Below are 23950 nucleotides of genomic sequence, written 5' to 3'. Positions count from 1 at the left end.
ACCGGACTTCCACCGGCAAGCGACGACGAGCTTCCGCAACCGATCGTCAATCACTCATTTCGATCAACCACCAATCACTACTGGACACACAGGAGTAAACCCATGAGTATCGAGCTGCCCCCGTTCCCCGGTGTGAGGTCCGGGCGCTGCCCCTTCGATCCGCCGACCGACTACGCCGACTGGCGCGAAGGCGAGGGCCTGCGGCGGGCACTGTGGCGTGGCAAGCCGGTGTGGGTCGTGAGCCGGTTCGCCGACATCCGCGAAGCCCTCAGCGACCCGCGGCTGAGCGCGGACGACCGGACGCCGGGCTTTCCCCTCCCGCCCGCTGCCGGGTCCGAGGTGGCCCAAGCCTTCATCCGGATGGACGACCCGGAACACCTGCGCCTGCGCCGGATGCTCACCGGTGAGTTCACCGTCAAGCAGATGGAGCGGCTGCGCCCGCTGATCCAGGAGCAGGTCGACCACTTCCTGGAACAGATGATCAGTGCGGGGCAGCCGGCGGATCTGGTGAGCGCCTACGCCTTCCCGGTCCCGTCCATGGTCATCTCTCTCATGCTCGGGGTGCCGTATGAGGACCACGCGTTCTTCCAGGACCACAGCAACACCATGGTCACCGCCGACGTCACGGGCCAGGAGCAGCAGGCGGCCGTCACGGCGCTGGCCGGCTACATGTACGAGTTGGTGGCACGCAAGGAGCGCGAGCCCGGCGACGACCTGATCAGCCGGCAGCTCCAGCGGGTCGCCGCAGGGGAGATCAGCCGCGACACCGTGGTGGTCAACGCCTTGACGCTGCTGGTCGCCGGACACGAGACCACGGCCAACATGATCGCCCTGGGCACCCTGGCCCTGCTGGAGAATCCCGGCCGGCTTGCCCGGCTTCGCGCCGCCACCGACCCCACCGAGGTGGCGAACACCGTCGAGGAACTGCTGCGGTACCTGACCATCGTCCAGGACGGGATCTACCGCGTCACCACGCAGGACATCACCATCGGCGGGCAACTCGTCCAGGCCGGCGAGGCCGTGCTCATCAACCTGCCCGCCGGCAACCGCGACGCGTCCTTCTCCGCCGACCCCGACACCTTCGACCCGGACCGCAACACCCGCGGCCACCTCGCCTTCGGCTACGGCACCCACCAGTGCCTCGGTCAGCCCCTGGCCCGTGTGGAACTGCAGATCGCCCTGCCCGCACTGCTACGCAGGCTGCCGAACCTGCGGCTGGCGGTACCGCTGGACCAGATCGCGTTCCGGAACAACACGATCACCTACGGCCCCCACCACCTACCGGTCACCTGGTGACCACGACAGTACGCACGCAGCCGATCTGAACGGCGAGGCCGGGCACGCCGACGCAGGTCTCCGTGCCGAGCCTGCCGATCGCGTGCCCGCCCCGCCTGGAGCCACCATGGACATGGGAGCCACCATGGACAAGCGCACGCTACATCGTGACGACCAGCTTGCCGATGGTGTGCTCGCGGACCAAGTCGACGCACGCGCGGGGCCTCGTCGAGGGTGTAGCGACGGCTGATCGTGGCCGGCAGCGTGCCGTCCACCGCCAGCTCGGCGACCTCACGCATGCCGCCGAGCTCGCCGTCGGAGACGAGCACGAGTCTCAGGTCCACGTCGTCGCGGCCGACCTGATCTGGCCGCGGCGCCGGATAGAGGGCGGTGACCAGGCAGCCACCTGGACGGACGGCCGCAGTCAGCCCGGCCAGCGCCTCACCGGACAACGCCAGGTTGAACGCGGCGTCGACGTCGGCCGGGTACGCGTCCTCATAGCCGATGGTCGCCTCGGCGCCGAGGCGACGCAGGAGTTCCCGGTCCGCAGCCGTGGAGGTGGCGATGACCCGCACTCCCGCGGCGGCGAGCGGCGGCATCAGCGCGGTGCCGATGCCGCCGCTCGTGCCGACGACGAGCACGGTTTCGCCGGCCTTCGGTTCTGCCGTGGTGATCAGCGCACGTGCCATCAACCCCGCGGTCGCCAGCGCCGCGGCGTCCGGTGCGGACAGTCCCGACGGCTGGTGCGTGAGCAACGGTGTGTCCGCCTCGAACACCGCGTACTCGGCCAGCGAACCGGTGCCCAGCGACGGTTTCCCCGCGCCGGCAAACGCGCGCAGCGCCCGCGGCAGAGCCGAACCGAAGATCTCGTCACCTTCGGCGAACCCGGCCACCCTGCCCGCCCTCCTGACCTGCTCAGCCCCAACATCCACCTGCTGTCAGTCCACCTGATCGCCCTGCTCTCCGGCCCGGCCCGCACCATCCGCGTCCCCGAGCGGCCCGGCTGGCACCGCGACATGTACGGCGTCACCGACGACCTCGACTGGCCCCACACCCCGCGCATGGCCATCAAGCTCGCCCACTACCTCACCGACATCACCACCGACTGCGGCTTGACCATGTTCCTGCCCGGCAGCCACCTCGTTCCCAGCCGCCTGCGATCGCCGCCGGTGCGATCGACCCGTCCGCCGCGATCACCCCCGACTTGGGCCGTGCGACGTCGTCCTGTTCGAGAACCGCACCTGACACGCCGGCGGCATCAACACCTCCGGCCAGCCACGCATCGCCGTCATGCTGCAGTACGGCTACCGCTGGCTCCAGCCTGTCGACGACCCCGCACCGCACCTGCTGCAGCGCACCGGCCTCGACCCGATCACCCGCCAGTTCCTCGGCGCCCCGACCGCTCCTTTGCCAAAGGCACCGGCACCGCCCCGTTACGCCAGTGGTGGACCACCACAGCCGTCAACTCCGCGACACCAGCGTGAACACGTGCCCGTACGGCGGCGTATTCCTGCTGGCCGGGCCGGCCGACACCAGGTCCGCCCGCTGACCAGGGAGTCAGTCGTCGCCGAGGAGAGTGTGCAGGCCGCCGAGCATGTCGAGCAGGATGTCGATGTTGCCGATCGCGTGCACGAAACACTCACGAGCCGCCTCGATCTGCGCGACGTGCTCCTTGACCTGCTCGACGCTGGGCACCTGCCCGGCCGCCACGACCCCCAGCAGCCGCTGCAGCCCCTCGGAGGCGTGCGCGGCCGCCAACGGGATCGGGCCGGTGCTGGCGTCCTGGGCGACCAGCCGCAACGGCCCGGGCACCCGCAGGGTCTGCCACTACAGGAAGGCGGTCAGCTTGACCGGGTCGTCGCGGACGCCCGCGGTGAGAAGTTGCTGGTCGTGCGCCTCGGCCAGGTCCACCTCGCCGACGGCGAGGGTCTCGGCCAGCATCGCCTCGATCTGCGCAGCGCCCAGCAGCGCGTTGGCCAACCGCGCCTGGTAGCGGCGCTCGCCCAGGCGTTCGGCTTCGGCGTCATGCTCGGCCTGCTCGCCCTCGCCCGTGTAGACGCCCAACGCCATCAGGGCGGACACCAACTGCTGCACCGAGGCTGGCTCCTCGGAGCGAGGCACGGCGGTCATGGCGCTCACCGTAGCCCGCCCGCGCCTGCGGTACGGGCATAACCGGCCAACCCGGCCGGGCTACCTCACGCCGGGCCGGCGGGAAACAGCACGCGCGGCTCCAGATCCAAGCGCGTGGTCGGCGCCTGGTCCGGCGGGGTCAAATTGATCACCCAGTTGCCGAACCGGCGCACCGTATGGGTGATGTACGGCGAGATGGTAGCCAGGTCGTCGATGTCCACCGGCTCCCCTTCGGCGGCCAGCTGATTGGCCGCATCGGTGATATCGCAGGCCGTCGAGTAAATGACGCAGTTCGCGATCAGCTCATTAAACTTGATCACCTTCTCCTGGTAGTCCGGGTCGTTGTGGCCGATCAGCTTGCCGCCGAACATCAGCCACTCGGCAAAACCGTGGAACGCCTCGGTGCGGTTGGTGATCGCGGTGATCTGCTCGCGCAGCTCCGGCTGCGACAAATACCGCAACAGCGTGATCGTACGGATCGCCCGCCCCAGCTCCCGAAACACCCGATATAGCCGGTTCTTGCGCGAATGGTTACCCAGCCGGCGCAGCAGCGTCACCGACGACAACCGGCTCTCCCGGATGGAGATCGCCGTACGCAGCAAATCCGTCCAATGCGTCTCGATGAGCCCCCAATCGATCACCTCCTCCCCGAACAGCGGCTCGATGTGCGTGTAGCGGGCGCGCTCGTCCGGCCGATAGAAGATCAGATCCTGCCAGTTACGGATGCGTGGCAGAAGATCGAAGCCCAGCAGCGCGGCCAGCCCGAACACCGGCAACGACTGCCCCTGGGTATCTGCGTGCACGGTATCGGGCTGAATGTCGGACTCGTTACGCAGCAGCCCTTCGATGATGTATACCGCCTCCCACACCCCACACGGGATAAAATGACTAAAGAGGGCAATATAGGAATTTGAGATATGTCTGTACGCAATTCCTCCATACCCCCCATATCGAACCGATGTTTCCGCCAGGAGATTGTTCTCCCACGTTTCCACCTGCGAGCCGTCGGCGGCCGCAACCTTGCCATCGCCCCACATGCCCGCCACGTCCAGCTTGTTGAAGGCATTGATGACCACCGCGGACGCCTTGTCGATCTTGCCTGCGGTGGCGTGCTTGTTGCCCGCCAGCGACAACTCGTGCACGCTAACCTGCCCGCGCATGTGCGCGGCCACCTGGGACGCGCCCAGCAGGCTGCCGTGCGTGAACGCGGTCAGCACGTATCGGGCCATCGCGTCGCGGATCTTCGGGTCCGAGCCGGATGCGGGCCCGAAGTGGTGGTGCCAGCCCAGCAGGTACGCGGTCCGGGTCAAGATGTCCAGCAGGGCGCGCTGCGGCAGCCGGTCGTGGATGGCTTGCTCCAGCTTGATCGCCGACTCTCGCCGGTCGGCGCCCTTGCGGCGTTTCAGCACCGGACGGCCGCCCTCCAAGGTCAGGTCGGTGTTGCCCGGATAGCCTGCGTCCACCTCCTTGGCGATCGCGCTGAGCTGGCTTCTGAAATGGCTCGTCAGCGCCTTGGCCTCGGCAGGGATGCCGGCCTGCTCGCAAAAGGCCGCCACGTGCGGCTCGCATTCCTCCCACGACATCAACTGGGCGTGCAGGTTGGCGTAGGAGTCCGAGCCGATCACCGCGATGTCGCCGCTGCGCAGCTCGGCCGCCAGGTAGGAGAACACGCACACCTCCAGATGACGCCGCACCAGCAACCCGGGACGCTCGGCATCGCGCAGGATCTTGCGCCAGGCCTGCGAGGCGAACGCCTCCACCTCGATCACCAGCGTGCGCTCGACCACCTCGCCGTCCGGGCCGCTCTCCTCCACCGTCACCGTCTCCGCCAGGTAGGCCGAGCGGGAGTTGCGGTGCGCGCGCAGGAACTTCACCGCATCCAGCACGCTGCGCTCGGCGCTGGTCGCCTCCAGCTCGATCGAGTCCACCAGCGTGAACAGCGCCGGCCGGTGCGAGCGGTAGTGCCGCTCCAGCAGCGGCAGGTAGTTGTTGCCGTGATGCGCCGAGACGGCCTCGTGGGCGCTGGCCAGCGCCTCCAGACCGCCGGCCTGCTCCAGCTTCTTCAGCACCAGCCGCCCCGCCCGCTCGGCCACCACCGATCCCGGTTCGGCCTTGCCAGCGTCCCCAGCGGCATCGCCGCCGACGCCCTCAACCGCCGTGCCGCCCTGGCCGTCCCCACTCGCCTGCGAACCCTGTCCTCCGGCTTCCAAACTCTGCTCGGTGTCTTCCTGCTCGGTGGCGCCGGGCGGGGCCATGGCCTCGCGGACCGCCGACAGCACCTCGCCGAACACGCCCAGCAGCCGCTCGGACTCGGCCCGATGCGCCTCGCGCAACGCCTCCAGCTGGTCGCGGCCCTTCTTGTGGATGGCGGCCATGCGCTTGCAGAACATGGTCACCACCTCATCGCGGGTGCTGGTCCGCACGGTGTACAGCAGGCTGATGATCAGCGTCAGCCGCTTGTCCTCGGCTACCACCTTGCGCAAAATCGGCCACATCGGTGACCTTCGCCTCACCGGCGAAATGCGCCACCTTGCCCGGCGGCACGCCTTCCAGCCATTCCTCTGTCGGGCCCAGCGCGTCCAGGTGGCGCAAGAACTACAGCCGCGTCTTGAACTTCGTCAGCGAGGCGGCCTGGGCCACCTCCTTCAGCTTGTCGAACTCGCTGCGCCGGCTGACTGGATCCACCAGCAGCAGCCGGATCAGACGTGCCCGCCCCGCCCCGTCCACCCGGCCCGCGACCATCGCGAACAAACCGGTGTTGATCTCCGTGCGGATTGTCGCGGTCATCGCGTCCAACGTGGTGTAGCCCGGTAACTCACACCGGACCCGCACCAGTTCCTCCAACGCCACGTTGATCAGGTCAGCCGGATTGTCCTTGGTCTGGGCCGCCTTGCGGATCGCCTCCTCGGCGATCTCCCGCACCCGGGCCGGCTCGTACACCACGCCCAGCCGCTCCCGCACGAACTGCCGGTGCCGCTTGGCCGACCGCTCCGCGGCCTGCTCCAGCCCGACCGACTCCGGCAATTCCAGAATGCCGCGTACGTGCGCGGCCGCCGCGGACGGCACCTGATCCAGCTTCGGAAAGTGGCCCAGCCGCTGGTAGGACTTCAACCACACCAGCAGAGCCAGCAGATGCTGCTCGTCCTGGGTACGGCTCCGAGCCCAGTCCACCTCGTCATCGGTGGGGGTGAAGGTCTCGGCCAACCCGCGGGCCGACATCACCCGCGCAAACCGGGGATACGCCGTCCGATCGATCGACGTCATCCATAACCCCCGGAAAGATCACCGAGCTGGCAGCGCTCCTACCTTAACGATCAACCCCTCTCACCACCACGCGGCCCGTTTCTGGTGTATTCCGGCCGGCCCCATCCTCTCTTGCCTGCTGGAGGCCGCGCTCCGTCCCGATACCCCCACGATCGCCTCGGTCGACCCCGACTTCGCGGCCGTACGCCTGGGCGCCGTGTTCCATCTGGCCTTCGACGGCGGCCTGCTGCGGTTACCCACCCCGGGCAACGGCTCAGGCGCTCCCCGATCCTGAGAGGTGATGGACATGACCGCCAGCCAGCATGACACCCGGACCCGTCTGTGCCCGACCTGCCAGGCCACCTTCCCGCTGACCGACGACAAGGTGGTCACCGTGTGGGTCGAGGACGGCGTCGCGGTCAACCAGGTCCACGCCGACTACCTAGCCCAGCATGCGCGACTCATGGAAGGCGTCGAACAGACGCGCCAGGAACAAGAGCGGGCCCAGCAGCTGTTCCCGGACGCGCACGCCCGTTTCCAGGCCGCCCTGCAGGCCGCGCTCGTCTACATCAACACCCTGATGCTGCAGGACGTCCTCGCCGATCCGGAGTGGGCCACGCTGCTCAAGCCCGCCGACCGGCGCGGGCTGACTCCGCTGTTCTGGCAGCACGTCCAGCCCTACGGCGAGGTGCGGCTGGACGTGGGCAAGCGTCTGCCGCTGGGCGGCGGCGCGGCTACTGCGCAGCTGGGCGGACCGCAGTAGTTCACGATCGTGTCGTTGTCCGATGCTGCCACGCTGCCACGCTGCCGCATCTGGTGGCGGGAGTTCCGTCCCCGGGTGTCGCCCACTGCGGCGGGTCGACGCAGCGCAGGCTCTTGCGATAGCGGCCGTCATCAGCGAAGATCTTCACCCGTTTCGATGACGCCCTTCGTGCGTCTGCAATGCCGGGCTTATGCTTCCTGGGCGTGCGTTTCGGCCTTCTCACGACTCCCTCTCCGCTGCCAGGCTTTGGAGTGCCAGGACGGCGATGTCGTCACCGAACGCCACGATCAGCCGGCCATCCGACGCGACGGCGACGTGCGACACCGCGCCGGGCAGGTCCGCTTGCTGTAGTTGACGGCCGCTGTCCAGATCCCACACCCGGACGGTACGATCCGCGCTCCCGGCCACCACGACCGGGCGGCCGTCCAGTTCTGTCACGACCACGGCCAGCACCGCCGCCGTGTGCCCCATCAGGGGATCGCGGACCAGCCGTCCGCTGTCCAGACCCCACACCCGGACGGTGCGATCCGCGCTGCCGGTCACCACGACCGGGACGCCGTCCAGGGCGCTGATCGCGGCAGCGTTCACCGCCCCGTTGTGACCGGTCTCCGGCTGGCAGACCGCTCGGCCGCTGGACAGCCACCACACCCGGATCTCGGGCGCGTCGAATCCGTGTCCGGCGGTGACCGCCACCGGGCGGCCTCGTAGCGAGCCGACGGCTACGGCAGCGACATGGGTGTACTCATCACCTCGCCCGGTGACGGACGTGCGCATGGAGCCGTCGTCCAGGAACCACACGCGCGCTTCGTTGCGCCCTCCGCCGGTCACCACTACGGGGCGGTCGTCCAGGTGGCCGGTGGCGACTGCGGTGATGTGGCCGTGGTGGTCCTGCTTGTAGTGCGGGGTCCGGAAGGTGATGTTCATGTCCTGACCGCCGGGCAGGCGCAGCAGTCGCGGCTCGAATCGCTGGTTACAGTTGATCACCGCGACGGGGGCGCCGTGGAGGTCGGCCAGGGCGAGCCGGATCTGTCCTTCCCCGGTGGGTATGGCGGGTCCCATCGAAGTGCCGTCGGCCAGGTCGGTGACGCACACATAGCCCTCGCCCCGTCTGGGGTCCTTGGCGGGGTCGTCATGGTGAGCCGTGACGATGACCTCGCGGCCGTTGATCTTACCGACCGTCAGGGCGGTGATGTCGCCTGGCAGGCTGCGTGGCCGCCCGGCGGCGGGTGCGGCACACGCGGCGGCCAGGTCCCATGCCTGCACCACGGGCGAGTGAAAGCCGCTGGTGACGGCGATCGGACGGCCGTCGGCCTCGGCCACGCGAACCGCATCGGGTCTTCCGCGCCCCGGCGGCAAGGGCGCGCACAACGGCTCACCCGTGGCCGGGTCCAGCACGCGCAGGCACCCATCGCGGTCAACGGCGACCAGGATCGGGCGGCCATGAAGTTCAGCGGCCGCGAGCGACCGGCCGCGCCCGGCCAGCACGCCTTCGGGCAGCAGTTCGCGGACGAGTGTTCCACCGCGTAGATCCCGGACTTCGACCGGGCCGTCGTAGCCGCCGCCACCGCAGACTACGACGGGGCGACCGTCGAGGGACAGGGTGAGCAGGCTTTCCGGCTTGCCGGACGTCTCGATCGGTGCCGCGACCTCCATCCCGTTGAGGGGATCCCACACATGCACGAGGCCGTTGTCGTCACCGGTGACCGCGACCGCGCGGCCGTCCAGGGTCGTAGCGGCGATCGAGATCACCCTCGTGCCGTTGTGCGCCGCGAACGGGGTGCCCAACGGGCGCCCCGCGAGCAGGTCCCAGACCCTCACCGCCGATCCGCCGGAGATCGCGACCGGACGGCCCGCCACCGTGGTGACGGCCAGAGGATCGCTCGTGTTTCCTTCGGTGACAAACGGTGAGCCGACGCGCTGCCCGGAGTCGAGGTCCATCACCCACACACTCGCCCGCACGAGGTCGCCGACGATGCTGTATCCGCTGACGATCAGCGATCGACGACCGTCGAGCACCTCGGTCTCCAGGGCTTCGACCCCTCCGTCGTCGAATGCGGGCCTGCCGACGCATCTGCCCGATCCCAGGTCCCAGGTCCAACCGTCACGGCCCCAGGATGCGACGGCCACCATGGCCTGGCCCGGCGGCCCGCAGGCGGCCATCGCCCAGACGCCGGCCGTCCCCAGTTTTTCGTGGTCCGGCAGATCGGCTGACCACAGCAGCGCGCCGCCCAGCGACGTGCCCGTTGCCCACTCGACCCGGTACGGTGGCAAGCAGCACCCGCATGCCCGCGCGCCGTGACTGATCGACCAGGTCGGGAAGATCGGCCAGGGTGGGCTGGGGCCGCTCCGGCCCCTCCTCGGAGCGGTCGAGGCCGGCGCGGAGCATGCCGATGACCTCGCGCAAATCCTCCAGCGCCCGGTACGCGCTGTCGCGGACCACCCCGGCGGCCCGGGCGACCTCCTCGGGCGCGGCGTCAGGACGAAGCTCCAGCGCCCCGGCGTGCAGACTGAGCAGGGACAGGCGGTGGGCGAGCACATCGTGCATCTCCCGGGCGATCCGGTCGCGTTCGGACTGGCGGACCTGGGCGAGGCGCAGTTCCCGCTCGGATTCGACCCGCCGGGCCCGTTCGCGCAGGGACTGCCGCCGGGCTCGTACGAACATCCCCCAGGCGAGCACCGCGGCGATGCAGGCGTAGCCCAGCAGGACCTCCCACCAGGGCGGCACCGGGACGTCCGGCCGGACCAGCGGCGTCAGGAACGACACCAGCACGCACCCGGCCACGATCGGGCCGGCCACCGCCACGCGCCGGTGCGCCGCGACGGTGAACAGCGCGATCAGCGCCACCCCCGCGGCCGACATCGAATAGACGCTGAACGCCACCGCGACCGCCGCGAAGCCGACCGGCCGGCGCCGGCGCAGCCACACCCCCAGGCAGCTCAGCCCGCCGAGGGCGGCATCCACCGCGAACGGCACCGGTGCGGGATGCTGGCCGAGGCCTTCCACGACGCTGAGCGCCGTGAGGCCGATGGCCAGCAGGAACAACGCCACATCGGCCGCCCAGTCGCGCCTGGTGCGTCCGGCCGGGCGCGCCGGGGCGGGCTCGGGGCCGCTGGGCGCGCCGGCGGGGAGCAGGATCCGATGGTCCAGGCCTGCCGGGGTCATCACCACCAAAGGGTACGGCCGCTCCCGGTCCAGCGGAATCCGACCAAAGTAGATCCCGTACCGCCAACCTTCGGCCATCCGGGCGCCGACCTGCGGCCGTAGCGATGCGCCCGCCCGTCGCGCCAGCCTGTCCCCATGACCGGTACGGGCAGCTTCCGTCATCGCCGGAGGCCGCGCGGAACCGGCCGGGAATCCCCGGACCCCCGTCCAACGACCAGAAAGGCGCCGAGGCCGAAATGAGTGACGTGCGAGCAAGACTCTCCACCCTGTGGATCGTCGTGATGTTCACCATGCTCTACGCGGATGTCCTCAGTTTCCTGAACGCCGGATTTCTGCGGGGGCTCATGGCGGGGCATGCCGAGGGCGTTCCCGTCACCCCGCTGCTTCTGGTGGGATCCGCGGTCATGGTCGAGATCCCGATCGTGATGGTGGTGTTGTCGCGCGTGTTGAAACCGGCGGTGATCCGGCGGGTCACCTTGGTGGCGGTCCCGCTGACCGCGGCGTTCATCATCGGCGGCGGATCGGCGAAACCCCACTACCTGGTCCTGGCCGCCGTGGAAGTGGTGTGCCTGGCCGTCATCCTGCGGCAGGCCTGGCGCATGGACACCTCACCCGCCCTGAGCCGTCCTGCGGAATGAGCCTTCGCCGATGCTGGGCCCGGCCGGCCCAGGCGCTGGCCCAGGCGGTGGAGGTGTTGCTGGAGGCCGAGGGGTGGAGCGAGGACGTGCGGCTGTTGGAGGTGTGGGAGATGATCGACGCGGTCGTGCCCCACGCTCAGCTGCGTTCGGCGGTGGCCACCGTGACCGGGCTGGTGCCGCCGCCGGACGCCGAGGACGACGGCGGATGGCGGGCGGCGATGGCGGGCGGCGATGGCGAGCGGCGATGGCGAGCGAGTACGCCACCGTGTCCGGGTTCGTGAAGCTGCTGACCGCGGTGATCGCGTTCGAGGCCAACGCTGAGGGAGCGCGGGTGCTGGCGGCGATGCAGGCCCTGCCGGACGCGCCGGCCTACCGCTCGCGCCACCATCCGGTCACGGTGCTGCTGCTGCGGCTGATCGACCCGCTGGTGGTGGCCGGGGCGTGGAAGCGGCTGGTGTTCGGCCATCCGGCCCGCACCGACAACCTGGTCGACCGCAACGCGTACGTGTTCTGCGTGCTGGAGCAGTTCCACCGCCACCTCAAGCGCCGCGAGATCCACGCGCCCGCTTCCAGCCGGCCCCGCGAGTATGGGCCCGTTCTGGGCGTCGCCCCCTGTCCCCTTTGAGGAAATCGAGGGGTCGTCGGGTCAGCTGTTCTTGGCGGTGTACTGCTCGCGCCACCGGTTGATCAGTGGGACGAGTTCGTCGAGCATGTAGGCGTAGAAGTCCTGCATCTCGTGCAGGCGCCGGCCGGTGAGGCTGTGCTCGCCGGCCGCGTCGATGCCTTCCTGGGCGGCGTCGCGCATGACGGCCAGCAGGGCGTTCTGCTGGGACATCAGGGTCGGCCAAGCGCCTTGGCGGAAACGGTAGTGGTCACGGCGACTGCCGGGCGCGGGGACGCGTTCGACCAGGCCGAGCGGGATCAGCTGCTTGATCGCCGTGGACACCGCGCCTGAGCTGATGGACAGTTCCTCGCACAGGTCGGCGGCGGTCATCGCCTCCTGCCCGGTGTAGAGCAGGGCGGTCATCACCCGGGCGGTCGTCTTCTGCATGCCGCCCTGGGCCAGGGTCAGCGCCAGGTTCTCGGCGGCCGCGCGCAGCCTCGCATTGCTGTCCATAGGGCAGAGGGTACCAAACGCTTCGAGAACTTTGAGTATTTACAAATCTCTGAAATCTCTATATGTTCTGCGGCGAGTACCTGCAACGCTCAGAAAGAGAGCACCCACATGACCCCCGCCATCGACATCCGGGGCCTGACCAAGCAGTACAAAGACATCCGCGCCGTGGATGACGTCACCTTCAGCGTGGCGCCCGGCGAGGTGTTCGGCTTCGTCGGCCACAACGGCGCCGGCAAGACCACCACCATCCAGATGCTGCTGGGCCTGATCCGGCCCACCGCGGGCACCGCCTCCGTCCTCGGTCACGACGTCGTCGCCGACTCGCTGGCCGTACGGCGGATCTCCGGATTCCTGCCCGCCTCCTACGCGCTGCCCAGAGACATGACGCCGGTCACGTTCCTTGCCTATGTGGCGTCCATGTTCGGCATGAGCGGCAGACCGGTACGCGACAAGATAGACGAGCTGCTCACCATGTTCGACCTGGGCAAGGTCGCCAAGAAGAAGCTCGGCGGATTCTCCAGCGGCATGACGCAGAAGGTCGGCCTCGCCCAGGCGCTCATCAACGACCCCAAGGTGCTGTTCCTCGACGAACCCAGCACCGCGCTGGACCCGATCGGCCGCGCCGAGCTCATGCAGCACCTGGCCGGCCTGGCCCGCGACAAAGGCGTCACCGTGCTGTTCTCCACGCACATCCTGTCCGACATCGAGGACGCCTCCAAGCGGGTCGCCATCCTGCACCACGGCAAGCTGCTGGCCGCCGGAGACCTGGGCGAGCTCAAGACCGCCCACGGCACCGAGCGCATGGACGACCTCTACCTCACCCTGGTCCGCGGCGCCATGGCGCGCGAAGGGATCCCGGCGTGACCACCTTCCTGCGCCAGGAGGTGCGCGCGCTGCTGCGCACCCGCCGCGCCAAGATCATCGCGGCGGTCATCTGCTACGCCCTGCTCGCCTTCCCCATCGCGATGAAACAACCCCCGCAGAGCATGGTGGACCTGGCCACGACCTGGTTCGACGGCGACGGCTCGTTCACCCTGTTCATGTTCGCCTACCTGGACCTGAACATGAACAAGGTCGCGATGTTCGCCGGCATCATCCTGGCCGGCGGCATCATCGCCGACGAACGCGCCCGCGGCGAACTGCCGCTGCTGTGGAGCAAACCTGTCACCCGCGCCCGCTACTTCCTGGTCCGGCTGACCGGCGCCGTCCTGCTGTTCGCCCTGATCTACGCGACGGTCACGCTGATCGGCACCCTCTACTACCCCAGTCAGGTGGCCGGGTTCGACCCGCTCATCTATCTGGGCATGGCGACGGTCCATCTGTTCGCCGCCTGCTACGCGGTCACCCTGGCCGGCACCATGGGCGTGCTGCTCGGCCGAAAGATCCCCGCCATGCTCATCAGCCTGCTGCTGCTCGGCACCTTCGTCGGCATCGCCTTCCTGCCCTTCTACACCGACTCCGCCTGGCTGGGCTGGCTCAACCCCTTCTACCACGGCGTCTCGCTGATCGGGCAGATGCACACCTTCACCCTGGCGGACATGCTCACCCCGATCGCCGCGCTGCTCGCCTTCCACCTCGCCACCGCCGCCCTCGGCGCCTGGAAAGTCTCCCGGGAGGAGCAGTGACCACGCACGTCGCGAACTACGCCGCCTACACCCGCCTCGAAGCCCGGGCGGCGCTGCGCCGTTACCACCTGTGGGCCTGCGTCCTCCTCGTCGCAATCGGCATCGGCGACGGCCTCCTGCCGGGCATCCCCACCATCCAGCACTTCTTCGAAGTCGTCTTCGGCGCCCGCAACGGCGTGCACACCATCCTGATCAACGACTACACCGGACTGCTCACCGTGGTGTACTGGGTGGGAGTGTTCGACCTGCTGCGCGTCTACATCACCCCGGCCGAGGAACGCCAGCTCGCCCTGTATCTGACCAAGCCGATCAGCCGCACCCGCTATTTCGTCAGCAAGCTGACCCCGACGGTGCTCGCCCTCACCATGGTCCACCTCGTGGGGACGCTGGCCGCGGCCGCCGGAGTGCTCATCTTCCTCGGCCCGGCCGACTTCAAGCCGGTCGCGTTCATCGCCACCAGCCTGACGGTGTTCGCCCTGTCGGTGGTCATGCTGGCGATCGCCAACCTGGCCTTCCTGTTCGTCCGCGACACCTACAACGCGATCCTGGCGGCAGCCGCCATCTTCGTCGTCACAGCGCTGCCCGGCGGTATGTACATCTACCGGCCCGACCTCTACCCCCCGGCCGTCAAGGACTTCGTGGTCTTCCCGGCCAACCTGCTCTGGCACGAGGACAACACCGTCGCCATCGCCGCGATCGGCGTCCCGCTGATGCTCGCCGCGGCCGCCGCGCTCACCGCACTGGCCACATGGCGCCTGCACCGCACAGACACGATCAAAGCCTGAAACCCGTTTTCCCGTACGGCACCGCCGTACGGGAAAGATCGGGCAGCCCGAACTCGACGACTGAGCCGATCCTCCTCGGCGCCGCGCTCGAGGAATCAGGCGTTTAGGCGACGGTGGTGCGGTGCTCGTCGGCGAGACGCTGCCGGATCGTGGCAGGGTTGTGGTCGGTGGGCATGCGGTTCATCCTGACATGCCCGGTGTGTCGCCCATCGGGTGTCGGGCCGATGATGGGGCTCCCGACCGGTCGTTCCTGGTCAACCTGCCGCCGGCTCGGTGAGCCGGGCTTCGAGCTCGGCGATGATCTGGGTGAGCAGGCTGGTGTTCTCGCGCCGGACCGCTTGCGGGCCGAGTTTGTCGATGCCGGAGACCTCGGTGATGCACTCGTCGGCGGCTTGGGCCATCGTGGCGAACTCCTGGCGCGCGATCGACTTGTCGTTGCCGGCCTCGAAGGTGGTGGCGCGGTGCATGCCCTTCATCGCGGTGCGGGCGGCGGACATCGCGTCGCGGGCGCTGAACTTATCACCGTGCCCGGAGAGCATGTGGCGGGTGGTTCAGACCCGGCGCCGGTCGGCGTCGCGTCGGGTGGGGTCGGCTGAGGACTGGAACCGTTCCAGGCGGTCGCCCCGGTTGGCCGCGATCACCCGTACGATGCGGGCGGCCCGCCGCAGCCGGTGACCGTTCGGGAACTTGACGCCGGCGGCGATATCGGCATAGCTGACCTCGCGCCCGTGGCCGCGACGAGAAACCGAATCACTCGGATCATCCCAGGCTGACGAGGACGAGGACCAACCCCGTACCCGAGGCCAGGGGCGTCAGGGCTTTCCCCAGGACCGCGCCGTAAGCCGAGTCGCGGTCGACCGCGGCCATCGCGTGCCCCGGTGTCGCGGAGGTGGTGAGCAGGTTGCCGACCCGGATGGGCTGAGAGGAGGCATCCGCCCGGCACCAGACCTTGCCCACGACCGCGATGGCCCGCCGCCGGGCCCCTCACCGCTGTCAGGATGCTCCTTACGGTCGAGGCGATCACTCGGGCAGCCCCTGATCCGCGTGTCGCCTGCAGGTCCTCGGTGGTGACCTGGAGCCGGGCTTGGAGGCCCGCTGCGGCCGCCGCCGCGGTGTCGGCGTCCGCCTGGGCGCGCCGTGCCTGTTCGGCCTGCTCGCGGAGCCGGTCGCGTTCGTCGTCGAAGCGATGCCGCTCGGCGGTGAGTTCCGCGCGCACCGCCCGGGCCTCGGCGCGGGCCTCGGTGGCGGCGGCCGCGGCCATCCTGAGACGGGTTGACAGAGCGGCCCCCCGCGTGCGGAGCGCGTGGATGCGGTGACGAACCACTTGTGGCAAATTCGTTGACGTTCCTCCTGCTTTGGTGCGACGCTCGGCTTGGCTCGGTCGTCGAGATGGCGGTCGAGCGCTGGGATGTGAGTCACCGGTCCAGGGCCGGTGGTTGACACCGCATCGTTGCGCCGCTCGACCATTGCTGGGCCATGTCCGGATGGCTCTTCGCGAAAGGTCGGCAAGCGATGAAGATCGCTTTCTTGGGTGATGTCCATGGTTGTGTGCTGCACGCGCTGGGTGCGGCCGTGGTGCTGCAGAGTCACCTGGGGGTTCGGCTCGACGCCGTGATCCAGGTAGGTGATCTGGGCGCCTTCCCGTCGTTTGATCGGTGGGATGAGGCCAGCCGTCGTTTCGCCCGGGATCATCCCGCTCAGGGTGACTTCTTTCACCTGCTCGATCCGTCACCGGCATTCGCCGAGGGGGTGCGCTCGGCTCTCGGGCGGGTTCCCTCTGTGCTGTTCGTCAGCGGCAACCACGAGGATCACGACTGGCTGGCCTCCTTACACGACGCGGCGGCCTTACACGACGCGGCGGCCGCCGAGGTCGTGCCGGTGGACCCGCTCGGTGCCTTCCGCCATGTCGCCTGCGGGAACGTGGTCCAGGTCGCCGGGCAGCGCGTGGCGTTCCTCGGGCTGATCGAGGTTCCGGGGAAGATGGACCTGGACGAGAGCGCATACGCGCGGTTGATGGCGGTCGCACCGGGTGACGTGGATGTCTTGGTAACCCATGACGGCCCTTACGGGATGTCACGCGACCGGCGCGGGAACGTACAGGGCTCGGCGAAGCTGACGGCACTCATCGAGCATCTGCAACCGCGCCTGCATGTCAGCGGCCACTACCATCACCTCAACGGCCCGCGCCGCTACGGCTGCACGACCTCCTACGCGCTCGCCCAGTTGGTTCGGCCCAGGTCCACCCTGTGGGAGCCGGAGCCGATCAACCAGGAGCAGCGGGTGACGGCCGGGAGCATCGGTCTGTTCGACACCGAAACCGGCGGCTTCGAGTACGTACAAGATGATTGGCTGGCCGGCATCAGAGGGGACGCGTTGGACCTCGCCGAGCTCGTGGCAGCCCACTCCTGATCGCTGGTCGGGTTCGTGCTCCTCGTTCTGGGCGTGGTGTTCGCAGTGATTCCGGCGGTTACACCGGCCATATCGGCCCGTCGCCGGCCCTGAGAGCCGGGCTCCCATGCCAGGTCAGGACGGAAGGTGGGAGGCCAGCCTCGCCTCAAGCTCCGGATCGTGGGTTGCGGCCTCACGAAGCCTGCGGCCTCGGCCGGTGAAGAGGTTCGACTCGCCCGTCAGCGCCTCCTGGATGCGCCGCGCGACCAGGTCAGGTTCCGGCACGAGGCCCAGGCCAACCTCGTAATGGACGTGGACCATGCCTCGCACGGCGCCAGGTTCCTCGATCGCGTACAGGTGCCAGCCGTATTCCTCGTCCCACTCGATGGTCAGCTGGAAAGCGTCCTCGAACTCCTCGTTGTCCCAATAATCGCTACGCGAAGGCCAGAGGCGCATGGCGCGGATGGGCGGGTCCAGCTTCACGGGTCGGGGGTTACTGACATCGGCGTCCAGCGCCCTCAGCGCGCCCGCGACCGCCTCGACGTAGCCACGAGGGTCTATCCGCTCCTGTTGGATCACGAGCCGATTGTGGCAGCCGCGGACGGAGCGGCAGAGCGTATTTCCTGACTCGACGATCCACATCCGATTGCAGTACGAGGGCTGCCTGTCCGAGGTAGTTGGGGTAGAACTTGGTGTGCCGGCCGGGTGCGGTGGCGCCGCGCCGGTCGAGGAGTCGCCTCACCGCCTCGCGTTCCTCGGGACCGAGTTGCTCGGCGAGGGCGCGTGCCTCGGCAGCGGTGTCGGCGGCGAAGGCCAGCAGCGACAGGACGACGTGGCCGGTCGCGTCCCGGGACGCGTCGCCGTGGGGGTCCTCGTCCTCGTCCTCGTCGAGTATGTGCAGCGCGGTGACCAGGTAGGAGTCCATACGGGAGTCGGGGTCGCGGGGTGTGTCGTGAGCGGCGTGGCGGCGGGCGTCGTGCAGTGCTTGCCAGGCGGTGGGGTCCAGCAGGCCGAAGGAGATCAGGCCGGTGCCGCGGCGGCCGGCGACGGCGGCGGCCTTCGGTCCTAGCGCGGCCACGACGAACTCGATCGGGTCGGCCGTGTTCACGTGCGCCCCGGTGTGCAGGAACCGGACGTCGCGGACCCGGTCACCCTCGCGGTACTCGATGGTGCGTCCGGCGCACAGGTCCTGCAGTGCGGCGGTGAAGCTCTCCAACGTGGCCGCCGTGGTCGGCCGCATGCCCAGCGTGCACCGGGCGGTGTTCCCGGTGCCGACCCCGCAGATGATCCGGCCCGGCGCCAGGGCGTTGAGGCTGGCGAACCCGCTCGCGGCGGCCGGCGCCGAGCGCAACGCCGGTGAGGTCACGCCGATGCCGAGCCTGATGCGGCTGGTGGCCTTCGCACACAGTCCCAGGGCGCCAAAGGGGTCGCCGTGGACCATCGGGGTGTCGTAAACCCGATCCATGGTCAGAACGAACGACGCCTAACAGGGGGTGCGTGGCCGCAGGCCACCAGGACACGGGGCGAGTCCGCCGGGATCAGCATCTCCGCGGTGGGTTCAGGGAACGGGCCGATGTCGTGCGGCTTGGTGAGCATTCCGTACGTGATCGTGTACATGCCGCGTTCATTAGCGTCGATGGTGCAGACCCGCGCGCCACTGGCGGCGGTCAGCACGATGTAGCGGCCGTCTTCACCGCCGAGCAGATCACCCTTGCCCTGGGCGGGAACGGTGAACGTCTCACCCCGCTCCGGCAGCGTGGCGGGGAGTTGCCGTTCCTTGTCGTCGAGCCGAAACACGGTGAGTGGGAGGTCGAGCCGATTAGTGAAGACGATCTTGTCGATCAAGCCGGGGAGCCGTCCACCCCATCGGTCATCGCTCGTCATTGTTCCGATCACCTCCGTACGGCCCGGCGATCAGGGTGGGAGCTTGGGCGAGAACGATGCTGGCGGTCGGCACCTTGTTGTCCAGGATGGTGATCACGTCGGTCAGCTGCCACTTCAACAGGGTTTGCACGCGGTCCGTCGTGTTGGTCAGCACGATGGTTTCGTACCGGGTGTCCTGCTGGGTGATGGTCACCTGCTGGAAGGTCGTGGAGTTCATGCTCAGGCTGGCCGAGACGCTCGCGGAGATCGGCCCCCAGCCCGCCGAGGCCGACAGGCCGAGTTGAGCGGCGATGCTCTGCTGCGACGAGGTGGTCTCCTCGAGGCCACTGGTGACGGAAAATCCGATGGTGTGCGTCTGCTTGGGAGTCAGCGTGTGGGACTCGGCGGCGCGTTTCCAGAACTGCTCCCTGACCACAACCTTGTTCTTATCGGTGGTGCCGCAGGCCACCAGGATGCGCGGCGAGTCAGGCGGGATCAGCGTGGTCTTGGTCGGCTTCGGATAGGGGCCAATGCAGTTCGGCCGGGTCAGCATCAGATCCGACAGCTCGTGGAGCTCCTTGGCTTGGTCGATCTCGACAACACCGACAAAGCCCCGGAGAACGCCGCCCGGATAACGAAGTACACTCCAACGGGCCTGCTGGTGAGCTGCTTGAGCGGAATCGGCTCTCCTGGCCTGCCGCTCGTGTCCAGCTCTTGGGCGTACAGATCGATCGGGAGTAGGTTGGTCAGCTCGAACTTCTGAACCCTGGCGGCGTGTCTGGTCTTTAACGTGCCCTCCAGCGCTTGCCGAGACAGCTCGTCCATGGTCGCAAAGTCTCATCAGAGTTACGGAAGGTCAAGGCCTTTCAGCAGACAGCAATGGTTCACATCGGTCGAATCTGCGCCTGCCCCGCCATCTCGCCCCCGCGTAGGGGGGTAGCCTCACGCGGCCGACCTGCGGTCGCCCGCGTGAGGCGGGGCGAACCGCCCCCTTCTCTCGTATTTGGGCTGCACCCCGCGTGATTCCTCTGGAATCACCGCCCGGACAACGCGCCTACCGCTGTGCCGTGGCGAAGACCAGCCAGGCGTGGTGTCTGCCCGACACCACGCCGTAGACGAGGCCGGCACCTGTCGTCAGCGCCGTTCCGACGACCACGACCGCTACAGGCTGGTCCGCGAGGCTCAGCATGGACCCGCCGCAGATCGCGCCCAGGGCGCCGCCCAGCACGATCCGGAACAGGTTGAGGGTCTTGTCGGCGCGCCAGGTGGTGAGCGGTGTGCTGGCCCCTGCTGCAGCGACTGGGCTCTCTGCCCAGGCCACCACCGCGTTCACCATGGCTACGAGGACGAGCGCTGGCCCCAGGAGTAGCACCGCTCCCAGCACGTGCGAGAGTGCTCCCTCGTTGGAGAAATAGCCGACGACGCCCGAGACGGCGCCGACGACGGCCAGCACGACGACCCAGATCGCGAGGTCGAGCAGAACCTTGCGGAGCAGGAGCCCGGTCCGGCCGCCGCCCAGCCGGAGGTCGGCGCGGGCAGGGCTGTGGGATAACCAGGTGCCGTGATCGCGGTGGCCCGGCCCCTCCCGGTAGCCGAGGAACAGCCCTATCCCGCCGACGAGCGCGGTCCACGGCCCGAAGCCAAGAACCAGGCCGCCGATGACCAGACCCCAGGTGATGCTCGCGATGGTCATGGCCACTGTCACCCGCCAGCCCGGCGGGTAGCCGGTGGTGACGGCTGCGGCCAGTTCCCACCAGGCCAGGTCGCGCTTGCCGACGCTCGCACGGCCGATGCCACGCTCGGTTGACGGCTCCCGGGCCAGGATGCGGGCCAGGAATGCGAGCCAGCGGGTCACATCCGACGCCTCATAGACCCGCCGCGGGCGGAACAGGTCGGTATCGTCAGGCTGGGCGGGGCTGCGGGCGGCGATGAGCGCGGGGACGAGCCGGTCAAGCAAATGAGATCGGAGCGCGGCAGGCGCGGCGAAACCGAGGAGAGGGCCGGGGTCGGTGCCGGGCGTCACGTAGGTGGTGCTCGTGAGCCAGAGGCCGAGCGGACTGGCCACAACCTCGGTCAGAGCGCTCGGAGTTTCCCCGCGCAAATGGTCGAGGACCTGGTTCCAGCCGGGGTGCCGGATGGTGCGGGCTAGGATCCGTTCGAGATAGTCGGCCGTGACGGCGGCCGACAGGGGCTGGGCGCTGAGCAGGGCCGCGTCGGCGATCGATTGCCCTACCGCGATGGCCTGCAGGTATTCGGGAGTCCGGCAGGTGACGACGATTCTGGTGGACGCTTCGAGTGCGTCGTTGATCGCGTTGAGGACGTCCGGCAAGAGCTCCGCGTGTACTTCGTCCAGACCGTCCAGGATCGGCATGATCCGGCCGGTTCTGAACAGGGCCAGCGCCGTGCCGGGCCCGGCAGCGGGCAGAGAGGAGTAGCGCTGTTCGAGGCGGGCGGCCAGCCAGTCCCCGAAGTGCGGATGTTCCGCGCGATCCCACCCGGTCAGGGTGAGCAGGACGGGCACTGGCTCGTCGGCCTGCGGGCCGTTGAGCAACTCGCGCAGGAGCTGAATCGCCAGGGTGGTCTTACCTGCGCCCGGCCCGCCAAGCACCACGAGCCGGGGCCGGTCCAGAGCGCGGAAGCGGGCCACGACGTCGCCGATCCGGTCGCCGGAACCCGACCAGACCGTCTCGCCGGTGATGCCGATCTGGTTCAACCCCGCCGTACTGGCCATGTCGTCCGGGTTCGCCGTGAAGCCGGGCTGCGCCACGAGGTTCCAGCGCACCGGCATCGGATCGCGTTCCAGCCCCAGGACCCGCACGGCCTCGTCATGCCATTGCCGCTTGATCGTGGCCCGTAGGTCGGCCACCACGTTGTCGAGAACCACCTGCCGGTCAGGCGGCGTGCTCCGAGCCGCGGTCACCTGGGAGAGCACGCTTACGGCGGTGAGGAGCACGACGATCGTCCAGACCAGCGGTGGCCACCATGCGGCCTTCACCTCGAAGGTGCTGGTCGCCAGGTTCACCACCAGGCCGAGCACGATCGGGATGAGCGCGAGCGTCACCGGTGACAGAACCCATCGACCCCTCCGACCACTGCCCATGCCTGACAGCATCGCGATCAGGTAGCCCCGCGCACAAGATGACATCGGCGTGAAACGGCGGTGCAGGCCGCTCGACACAGGGCTCTACTCATGTCCCATGCGTGTAAGTTCCGGCGGTAAATGGGTACAGTCGGAACTTACAGCCGGTGGGGTTCGCCGCCTTCCCGGATCCGCACTGTCCGCCCCCTCCCCCGGAGTTCGTGGAGAAATCCCGCACGGTCGTGCAGTGGACGGACATGCCACGAGGCGGTCATTTCCCCTCGTTGGAGGAGCCCGCCTTGCTGCTGGAAGATCTGCGGCGGTTCGGCCGCACTCTTGGGCGGTCAGCCCGGCCACCTGCTCGGCGAACGTCGCCACCGAGCAGGCAGAGTTGTCGCAGATGAACCGGCGGACCTCCAACTCGACCCGGACCGGACGGCCGGCGCAGGACAAGTCATGCAGACGACGCCGGTATCGATCGTGCACCCGCATCGGTGGCCTTCCACACCCATTGCAGGCCATCGGGACCGGTCCGGTGCGAGCCAGGATCGTCACGCTCTCCCCCTGATCCTCGACCTGGGAGAGGATCAGTCCCGCCAGGTGCGGGAACAGCGTGTGCAGCAGATTGACTTCCCCGTCGCTGAGCTCCTGCAGCACAATGACCTCCACGGCCGCTCTTTATGATCCTGATCTTGGCGATCCAGATCGTGACAGGGCAGTCGTGTTCATGCGCGACGAGTTACGAGATCGCGATCGACGTCACCATGGCCACGGGCTCACTGGCTGCTCGGACGTCGCGCTGCGTGACCACTCCCCAGCAAGTGCGCCAGACCCATTTACAGTCGGAACTTACAGGCATGGGATCTACACCGATCTCGCGCACACCCGGTTACATCGGCCACGGCCGTCCATGGGAACTACTTGGATCGTCCGGTTCCAGTGCCGGAACGCCCTCGCGGTGCGGTGGCGATGGCCGGCCAAAGTACGGCCACGACGCTTTCGGGAATCTCCTCCTTCGGCTCGCCGGCGTAGAACGCGGCGAAGTAACTGCCGAAGCACATCATCGCGATCGTGCGGGTATCGATGTCGGCGTTGACCGCGTGGCGTTCCTGCAGTTGCTTCAGCACCTCCTCCACCAGGGCGACACGAGGCGCGACACCACGCTCGCGCAGAATCTCCAGCAGCTCCGGGGTGCGGGGCGCCTCGCCGGCGAAGTTGCCCATCAGCACCATGGCGTCGGGATTGAAGTACGCGGGGTCGAGTCGGCGGACGGCTTCGACGAGCGCGTCTCGGGGATCCAACTCGGAAAGGTCGACGGTGTACGTCTCGCGCTGCTTGCGAAACCCATAATCGAGCGCGTCCACCACCAGGTCGAACTTGTTCTTCCAGCGGCGATAGAGCGTGGGTCGGGTCACCTTGGCGTCGGCGACGATGTCACCGATCGTCATCCTCGAGTAGCCGTCGCGTACGAGCCGCTCGCGGGTGGCCCGGATGATGGCCTCGTCGATGGCCGCGTCGCGAGGCCGGCCTCCGGGATGCGTACGTTCGGTCTCGCCTGTCGTGCCATTGCCGCCACGTTGTTCGCCCTGCGGTTGTCGTTCTCGGACCATGGCTCACCTCGCAGATGACGGCTGGGCCCATGCCGTACGAGATACGTTACAGACCGTAACTGTAACACAAGCACGGCTGCTGGCGGGCTGGGAATACTTACGTTACAGTCATTGTCTGTAACGTAAGTGCGAGCGGAGGGAGCCTTGGCCGTCCACAAGACGGTGCCTCGCGGGTTCGGCTTCACCGCCGACGCCACGGGAGCCCGCACATCAAGACCAAGAACTCCCGACACCTGAAGGGAAAGCAGTCATGAGTGCTACAGACAGACTT

At 68.5% G+C, this 23950-nt stretch carries 26 protein-coding genes and 1 pseudogene; 10 read left to right on the top strand and 17 right to left on the bottom strand.

Annotated elements, in window-relative coordinates:
- The first annotated feature begins 102 nt into the window (after nucleotides 1-102).
- Complete coding sequence (locus ACIBQ1_RS60945) at nucleotides 103-1296, top strand: cytochrome P450 (protein WP_397292638.1); 1194 nt, start codon at nucleotides 103-105, stop codon at nucleotides 1294-1296.
- On the opposite strand, the gene ACIBQ1_RS60940 is transcribed toward ACIBQ1_RS60945, so the two are convergent.
- The 4 genes and pseudogenes from ACIBQ1_RS60940 to ACIBQ1_RS60925 form a co-directional block, all read right to left on the bottom strand.
- A complete protein-coding gene (locus ACIBQ1_RS60940; protein ID WP_397292636.1) occupies nucleotides 1263-2168 on the bottom strand; it encodes a hypothetical protein in 906 nt (301 codons plus the stop codon). The genes ACIBQ1_RS60945 and ACIBQ1_RS60940 overlap by 34 nt on opposite strands.
- Before the next feature lie 664 nt (nucleotides 2169-2832).
- Nucleotides 2833-3345 (bottom strand): annotated as a pseudogene (locus ACIBQ1_RS60935) (DUF6245 family protein).
- Between the two features lie 125 nt (nucleotides 3346-3470).
- Nucleotides 3471-5900, bottom strand: coding sequence for a transposase (locus ACIBQ1_RS60930; protein ID WP_397292634.1), 2430 nt, complete (start codon nucleotides 5898-5900; stop codon nucleotides 3471-3473).
- 100 nt (nucleotides 5901-6000) lie between these two features.
- Complete coding sequence (locus tag ACIBQ1_RS60925) at nucleotides 6001-6669, bottom strand: DUF4158 domain-containing protein (protein WP_397292633.1); 669 nt, start codon at nucleotides 6667-6669, stop codon at nucleotides 6001-6003.
- Between the two features lie 286 nt (nucleotides 6670-6955).
- On the opposite strand from ACIBQ1_RS60925, the gene ACIBQ1_RS60920 reads away from it, so the two are divergent.
- Nucleotides 6956-7411 carry a Tn3 family transposase gene (locus tag ACIBQ1_RS60920; RefSeq protein ID WP_397292632.1) on the top strand — a complete coding sequence of 152 codons (456 nt, stop codon included), beginning with the start codon at nucleotides 6956-6958 and terminating at the stop codon, nucleotides 7409-7411.
- Nucleotides 7412-7630: 219 nt separating this feature from the next.
- Here ACIBQ1_RS60920 and ACIBQ1_RS60915 read toward each other — a convergent pair whose 3' ends face one another.
- Nucleotides 7631-9571 carry a WD40 repeat domain-containing protein gene (locus tag ACIBQ1_RS60915; protein ID WP_397292630.1) on the bottom strand — a complete coding sequence of 647 codons (1941 nt, stop codon included), beginning with the start codon at nucleotides 9569-9571 and terminating at the stop codon, nucleotides 7631-7633.
- Nucleotides 9513-10574: a histidine kinase gene (locus ACIBQ1_RS60910; RefSeq protein WP_397292641.1), complete on the bottom strand. Its 1062-nt coding sequence runs from the start codon at nucleotides 10572-10574 to the stop codon at nucleotides 9513-9515. The genes ACIBQ1_RS60915 and ACIBQ1_RS60910 overlap by 59 nt, the downstream gene beginning before the upstream one ends.
- Before the next feature lie 104 nt (nucleotides 10575-10678).
- On the opposite strand from ACIBQ1_RS60910, the gene ACIBQ1_RS60905 reads away from it, so the two are divergent.
- Genes ACIBQ1_RS60905 through ACIBQ1_RS60895 form a run of 3 tightly spaced genes read left to right on the top strand, consistent with a single transcriptional unit; the run spans nucleotide 10679 to nucleotide 11837 of the window.
- Complete coding sequence (locus tag ACIBQ1_RS60905; protein WP_397292629.1) at nucleotides 10679-11212, top strand: DUF6326 family protein; 534 nt, start codon at nucleotides 10679-10681, stop codon at nucleotides 11210-11212.
- Nucleotides 11209-11493, top strand: coding sequence for a hypothetical protein (locus ACIBQ1_RS60900; protein WP_397292627.1), 285 nt, complete (start codon nucleotides 11209-11211; stop codon nucleotides 11491-11493). Before ACIBQ1_RS60905 ends, ACIBQ1_RS60900 begins: the two co-directional genes overlap by 4 nt.
- Complete coding sequence (locus ACIBQ1_RS60895) at nucleotides 11457-11837, top strand: hypothetical protein (protein WP_397292626.1); 381 nt, start codon at nucleotides 11457-11459, stop codon at nucleotides 11835-11837. Before ACIBQ1_RS60900 ends, ACIBQ1_RS60895 begins: the two co-directional genes overlap by 37 nt.
- A gap of 21 nt (nucleotides 11838-11858) precedes the next feature.
- On the opposite strand, the gene ACIBQ1_RS60890 is transcribed toward ACIBQ1_RS60895, so the two are convergent.
- On the bottom strand, nucleotides 11859-12329 hold the full coding sequence (locus ACIBQ1_RS60890) for a GbsR/MarR family transcriptional regulator (RefSeq protein WP_397292624.1): 471 nt from the start codon (nucleotides 12327-12329) through the stop codon (nucleotides 11859-11861).
- 108 nt (nucleotides 12330-12437) lie between these two features.
- Between ACIBQ1_RS60890 and ACIBQ1_RS60885 the strand changes: the two genes are divergently transcribed.
- From ACIBQ1_RS60885 to ACIBQ1_RS60875, 3 genes are read left to right on the top strand one after another with little or no spacing between them, the layout of a single operon-like run.
- A complete protein-coding gene (locus ACIBQ1_RS60885) occupies nucleotides 12438-13193 on the top strand; it encodes an ABC transporter ATP-binding protein (RefSeq protein WP_397292623.1) in 756 nt (251 codons plus the stop codon).
- A complete protein-coding gene (locus ACIBQ1_RS60880) occupies nucleotides 13190-13954 on the top strand; it encodes an ABC transporter permease (RefSeq protein WP_397292622.1) in 765 nt (254 codons plus the stop codon). The genes ACIBQ1_RS60885 and ACIBQ1_RS60880 overlap by 4 nt, the downstream gene beginning before the upstream one ends.
- On the top strand, nucleotides 13951-14739 hold the full coding sequence (locus tag ACIBQ1_RS60875) for a hypothetical protein (protein ID WP_397292620.1): 789 nt from the start codon (nucleotides 13951-13953) through the stop codon (nucleotides 14737-14739). The genes ACIBQ1_RS60880 and ACIBQ1_RS60875 overlap by 4 nt, the downstream gene beginning before the upstream one ends.
- Before the next feature lie 254 nt (nucleotides 14740-14993).
- Here ACIBQ1_RS60875 and ACIBQ1_RS60870 read toward each other — a convergent pair whose 3' ends face one another.
- Together ACIBQ1_RS60870 and ACIBQ1_RS60865 are read right to left on the bottom strand one after the other, a co-directional pair.
- Nucleotides 14994-15278: a hypothetical protein gene (locus tag ACIBQ1_RS60870; protein WP_397292619.1), complete on the bottom strand. Its 285-nt coding sequence runs from the start codon at nucleotides 15276-15278 to the stop codon at nucleotides 14994-14996.
- A gap of 220 nt (nucleotides 15279-15498) precedes the next feature.
- Nucleotides 15499-15696, bottom strand: a complete 198-nt coding sequence (locus ACIBQ1_RS60865; protein WP_397292618.1) for a hypothetical protein — start codon at nucleotides 15694-15696, stop codon at nucleotides 15499-15501.
- Nucleotides 15697-15823: 127 nt separating this feature from the next.
- Between ACIBQ1_RS60865 and ACIBQ1_RS60860 the strand changes: the two genes are divergently transcribed.
- Both ACIBQ1_RS60860 and ACIBQ1_RS60855 read left to right on the top strand, forming a co-directional pair.
- Entirely contained in the window at nucleotides 15824-16015 is a 192-nt protein-coding gene (locus ACIBQ1_RS60860) for a hypothetical protein (RefSeq protein ID WP_397292616.1), read from the top strand.
- Nucleotides 16016-16215: 200 nt separating this feature from the next.
- On the top strand, nucleotides 16216-17148 hold the full coding sequence (locus ACIBQ1_RS60855) for a metallophosphoesterase (RefSeq protein WP_397292615.1): 933 nt from the start codon (nucleotides 16216-16218) through the stop codon (nucleotides 17146-17148).
- Nucleotides 17149-17262: 114 nt separating this feature from the next.
- Here the strand turns inward: ACIBQ1_RS60855 and ACIBQ1_RS60850 are convergent, their stop codons facing one another.
- From ACIBQ1_RS60850 to ACIBQ1_RS60815, 8 genes are all read right to left on the bottom strand, one after another.
- Nucleotides 17263-17706, bottom strand: coding sequence for a DUF6292 family protein (locus ACIBQ1_RS60850; protein WP_397292613.1), 444 nt, complete (start codon nucleotides 17704-17706; stop codon nucleotides 17263-17265).
- Nucleotides 17621-18592 carry an LLM class flavin-dependent oxidoreductase gene (locus ACIBQ1_RS60845; protein WP_397292611.1) on the bottom strand — a complete coding sequence of 324 codons (972 nt, stop codon included), beginning with the start codon at nucleotides 18590-18592 and terminating at the stop codon, nucleotides 17621-17623. Before ACIBQ1_RS60845 ends, ACIBQ1_RS60850 begins: the two co-directional genes overlap by 86 nt.
- A gap of 2 nt (nucleotides 18593-18594) precedes the next feature.
- Nucleotides 18595-19011, bottom strand: a complete 417-nt coding sequence (locus tag ACIBQ1_RS60840; RefSeq protein WP_397292610.1) for a hypothetical protein — start codon at nucleotides 19009-19011, stop codon at nucleotides 18595-18597.
- Nucleotides 18998-19543: a hypothetical protein gene (locus ACIBQ1_RS60835; RefSeq protein ID WP_397292608.1), complete on the bottom strand. Its 546-nt coding sequence runs from the start codon at nucleotides 19541-19543 to the stop codon at nucleotides 18998-19000. The genes ACIBQ1_RS60840 and ACIBQ1_RS60835 overlap by 14 nt, the downstream gene beginning before the upstream one ends.
- Entirely contained in the window at nucleotides 19543-19815 is a 273-nt protein-coding gene (locus ACIBQ1_RS60830) for a hypothetical protein (RefSeq protein WP_397292606.1), read from the bottom strand. The genes ACIBQ1_RS60835 and ACIBQ1_RS60830 overlap by 1 nt, the downstream gene beginning before the upstream one ends.
- A gap of 229 nt (nucleotides 19816-20044) precedes the next feature.
- Nucleotides 20045-22051, bottom strand: a complete 2007-nt coding sequence (locus tag ACIBQ1_RS60825; protein WP_397292604.1) for an NACHT domain-containing protein — start codon at nucleotides 22049-22051, stop codon at nucleotides 20045-20047.
- A 123-nt stretch (nucleotides 22052-22174) separates the two neighbouring features.
- Nucleotides 22175-22591 (bottom strand): transposase family protein, encoded by a 417-nt coding sequence (locus ACIBQ1_RS60820; RefSeq protein WP_397292640.1) that lies wholly within the window; start codon nucleotides 22589-22591, stop codon nucleotides 22175-22177.
- A gap of 395 nt (nucleotides 22592-22986) precedes the next feature.
- Nucleotides 22987-23679, bottom strand: coding sequence for a TetR/AcrR family transcriptional regulator (locus tag ACIBQ1_RS60815; RefSeq protein ID WP_397292603.1), 693 nt, complete (start codon nucleotides 23677-23679; stop codon nucleotides 22987-22989).
- Nucleotides 23680-23950: the final 271 nt, after the last annotated feature.

This window comes from Nonomuraea sp. NPDC050153 (genome assembly GCF_044460125.1).
Lineage (GTDB): Bacteria > Actinomycetota > Actinomycetes > Streptosporangiales > Streptosporangiaceae > Nonomuraea.
This window is presented reverse-complemented; position numbering and strand designations above follow the sequence as displayed.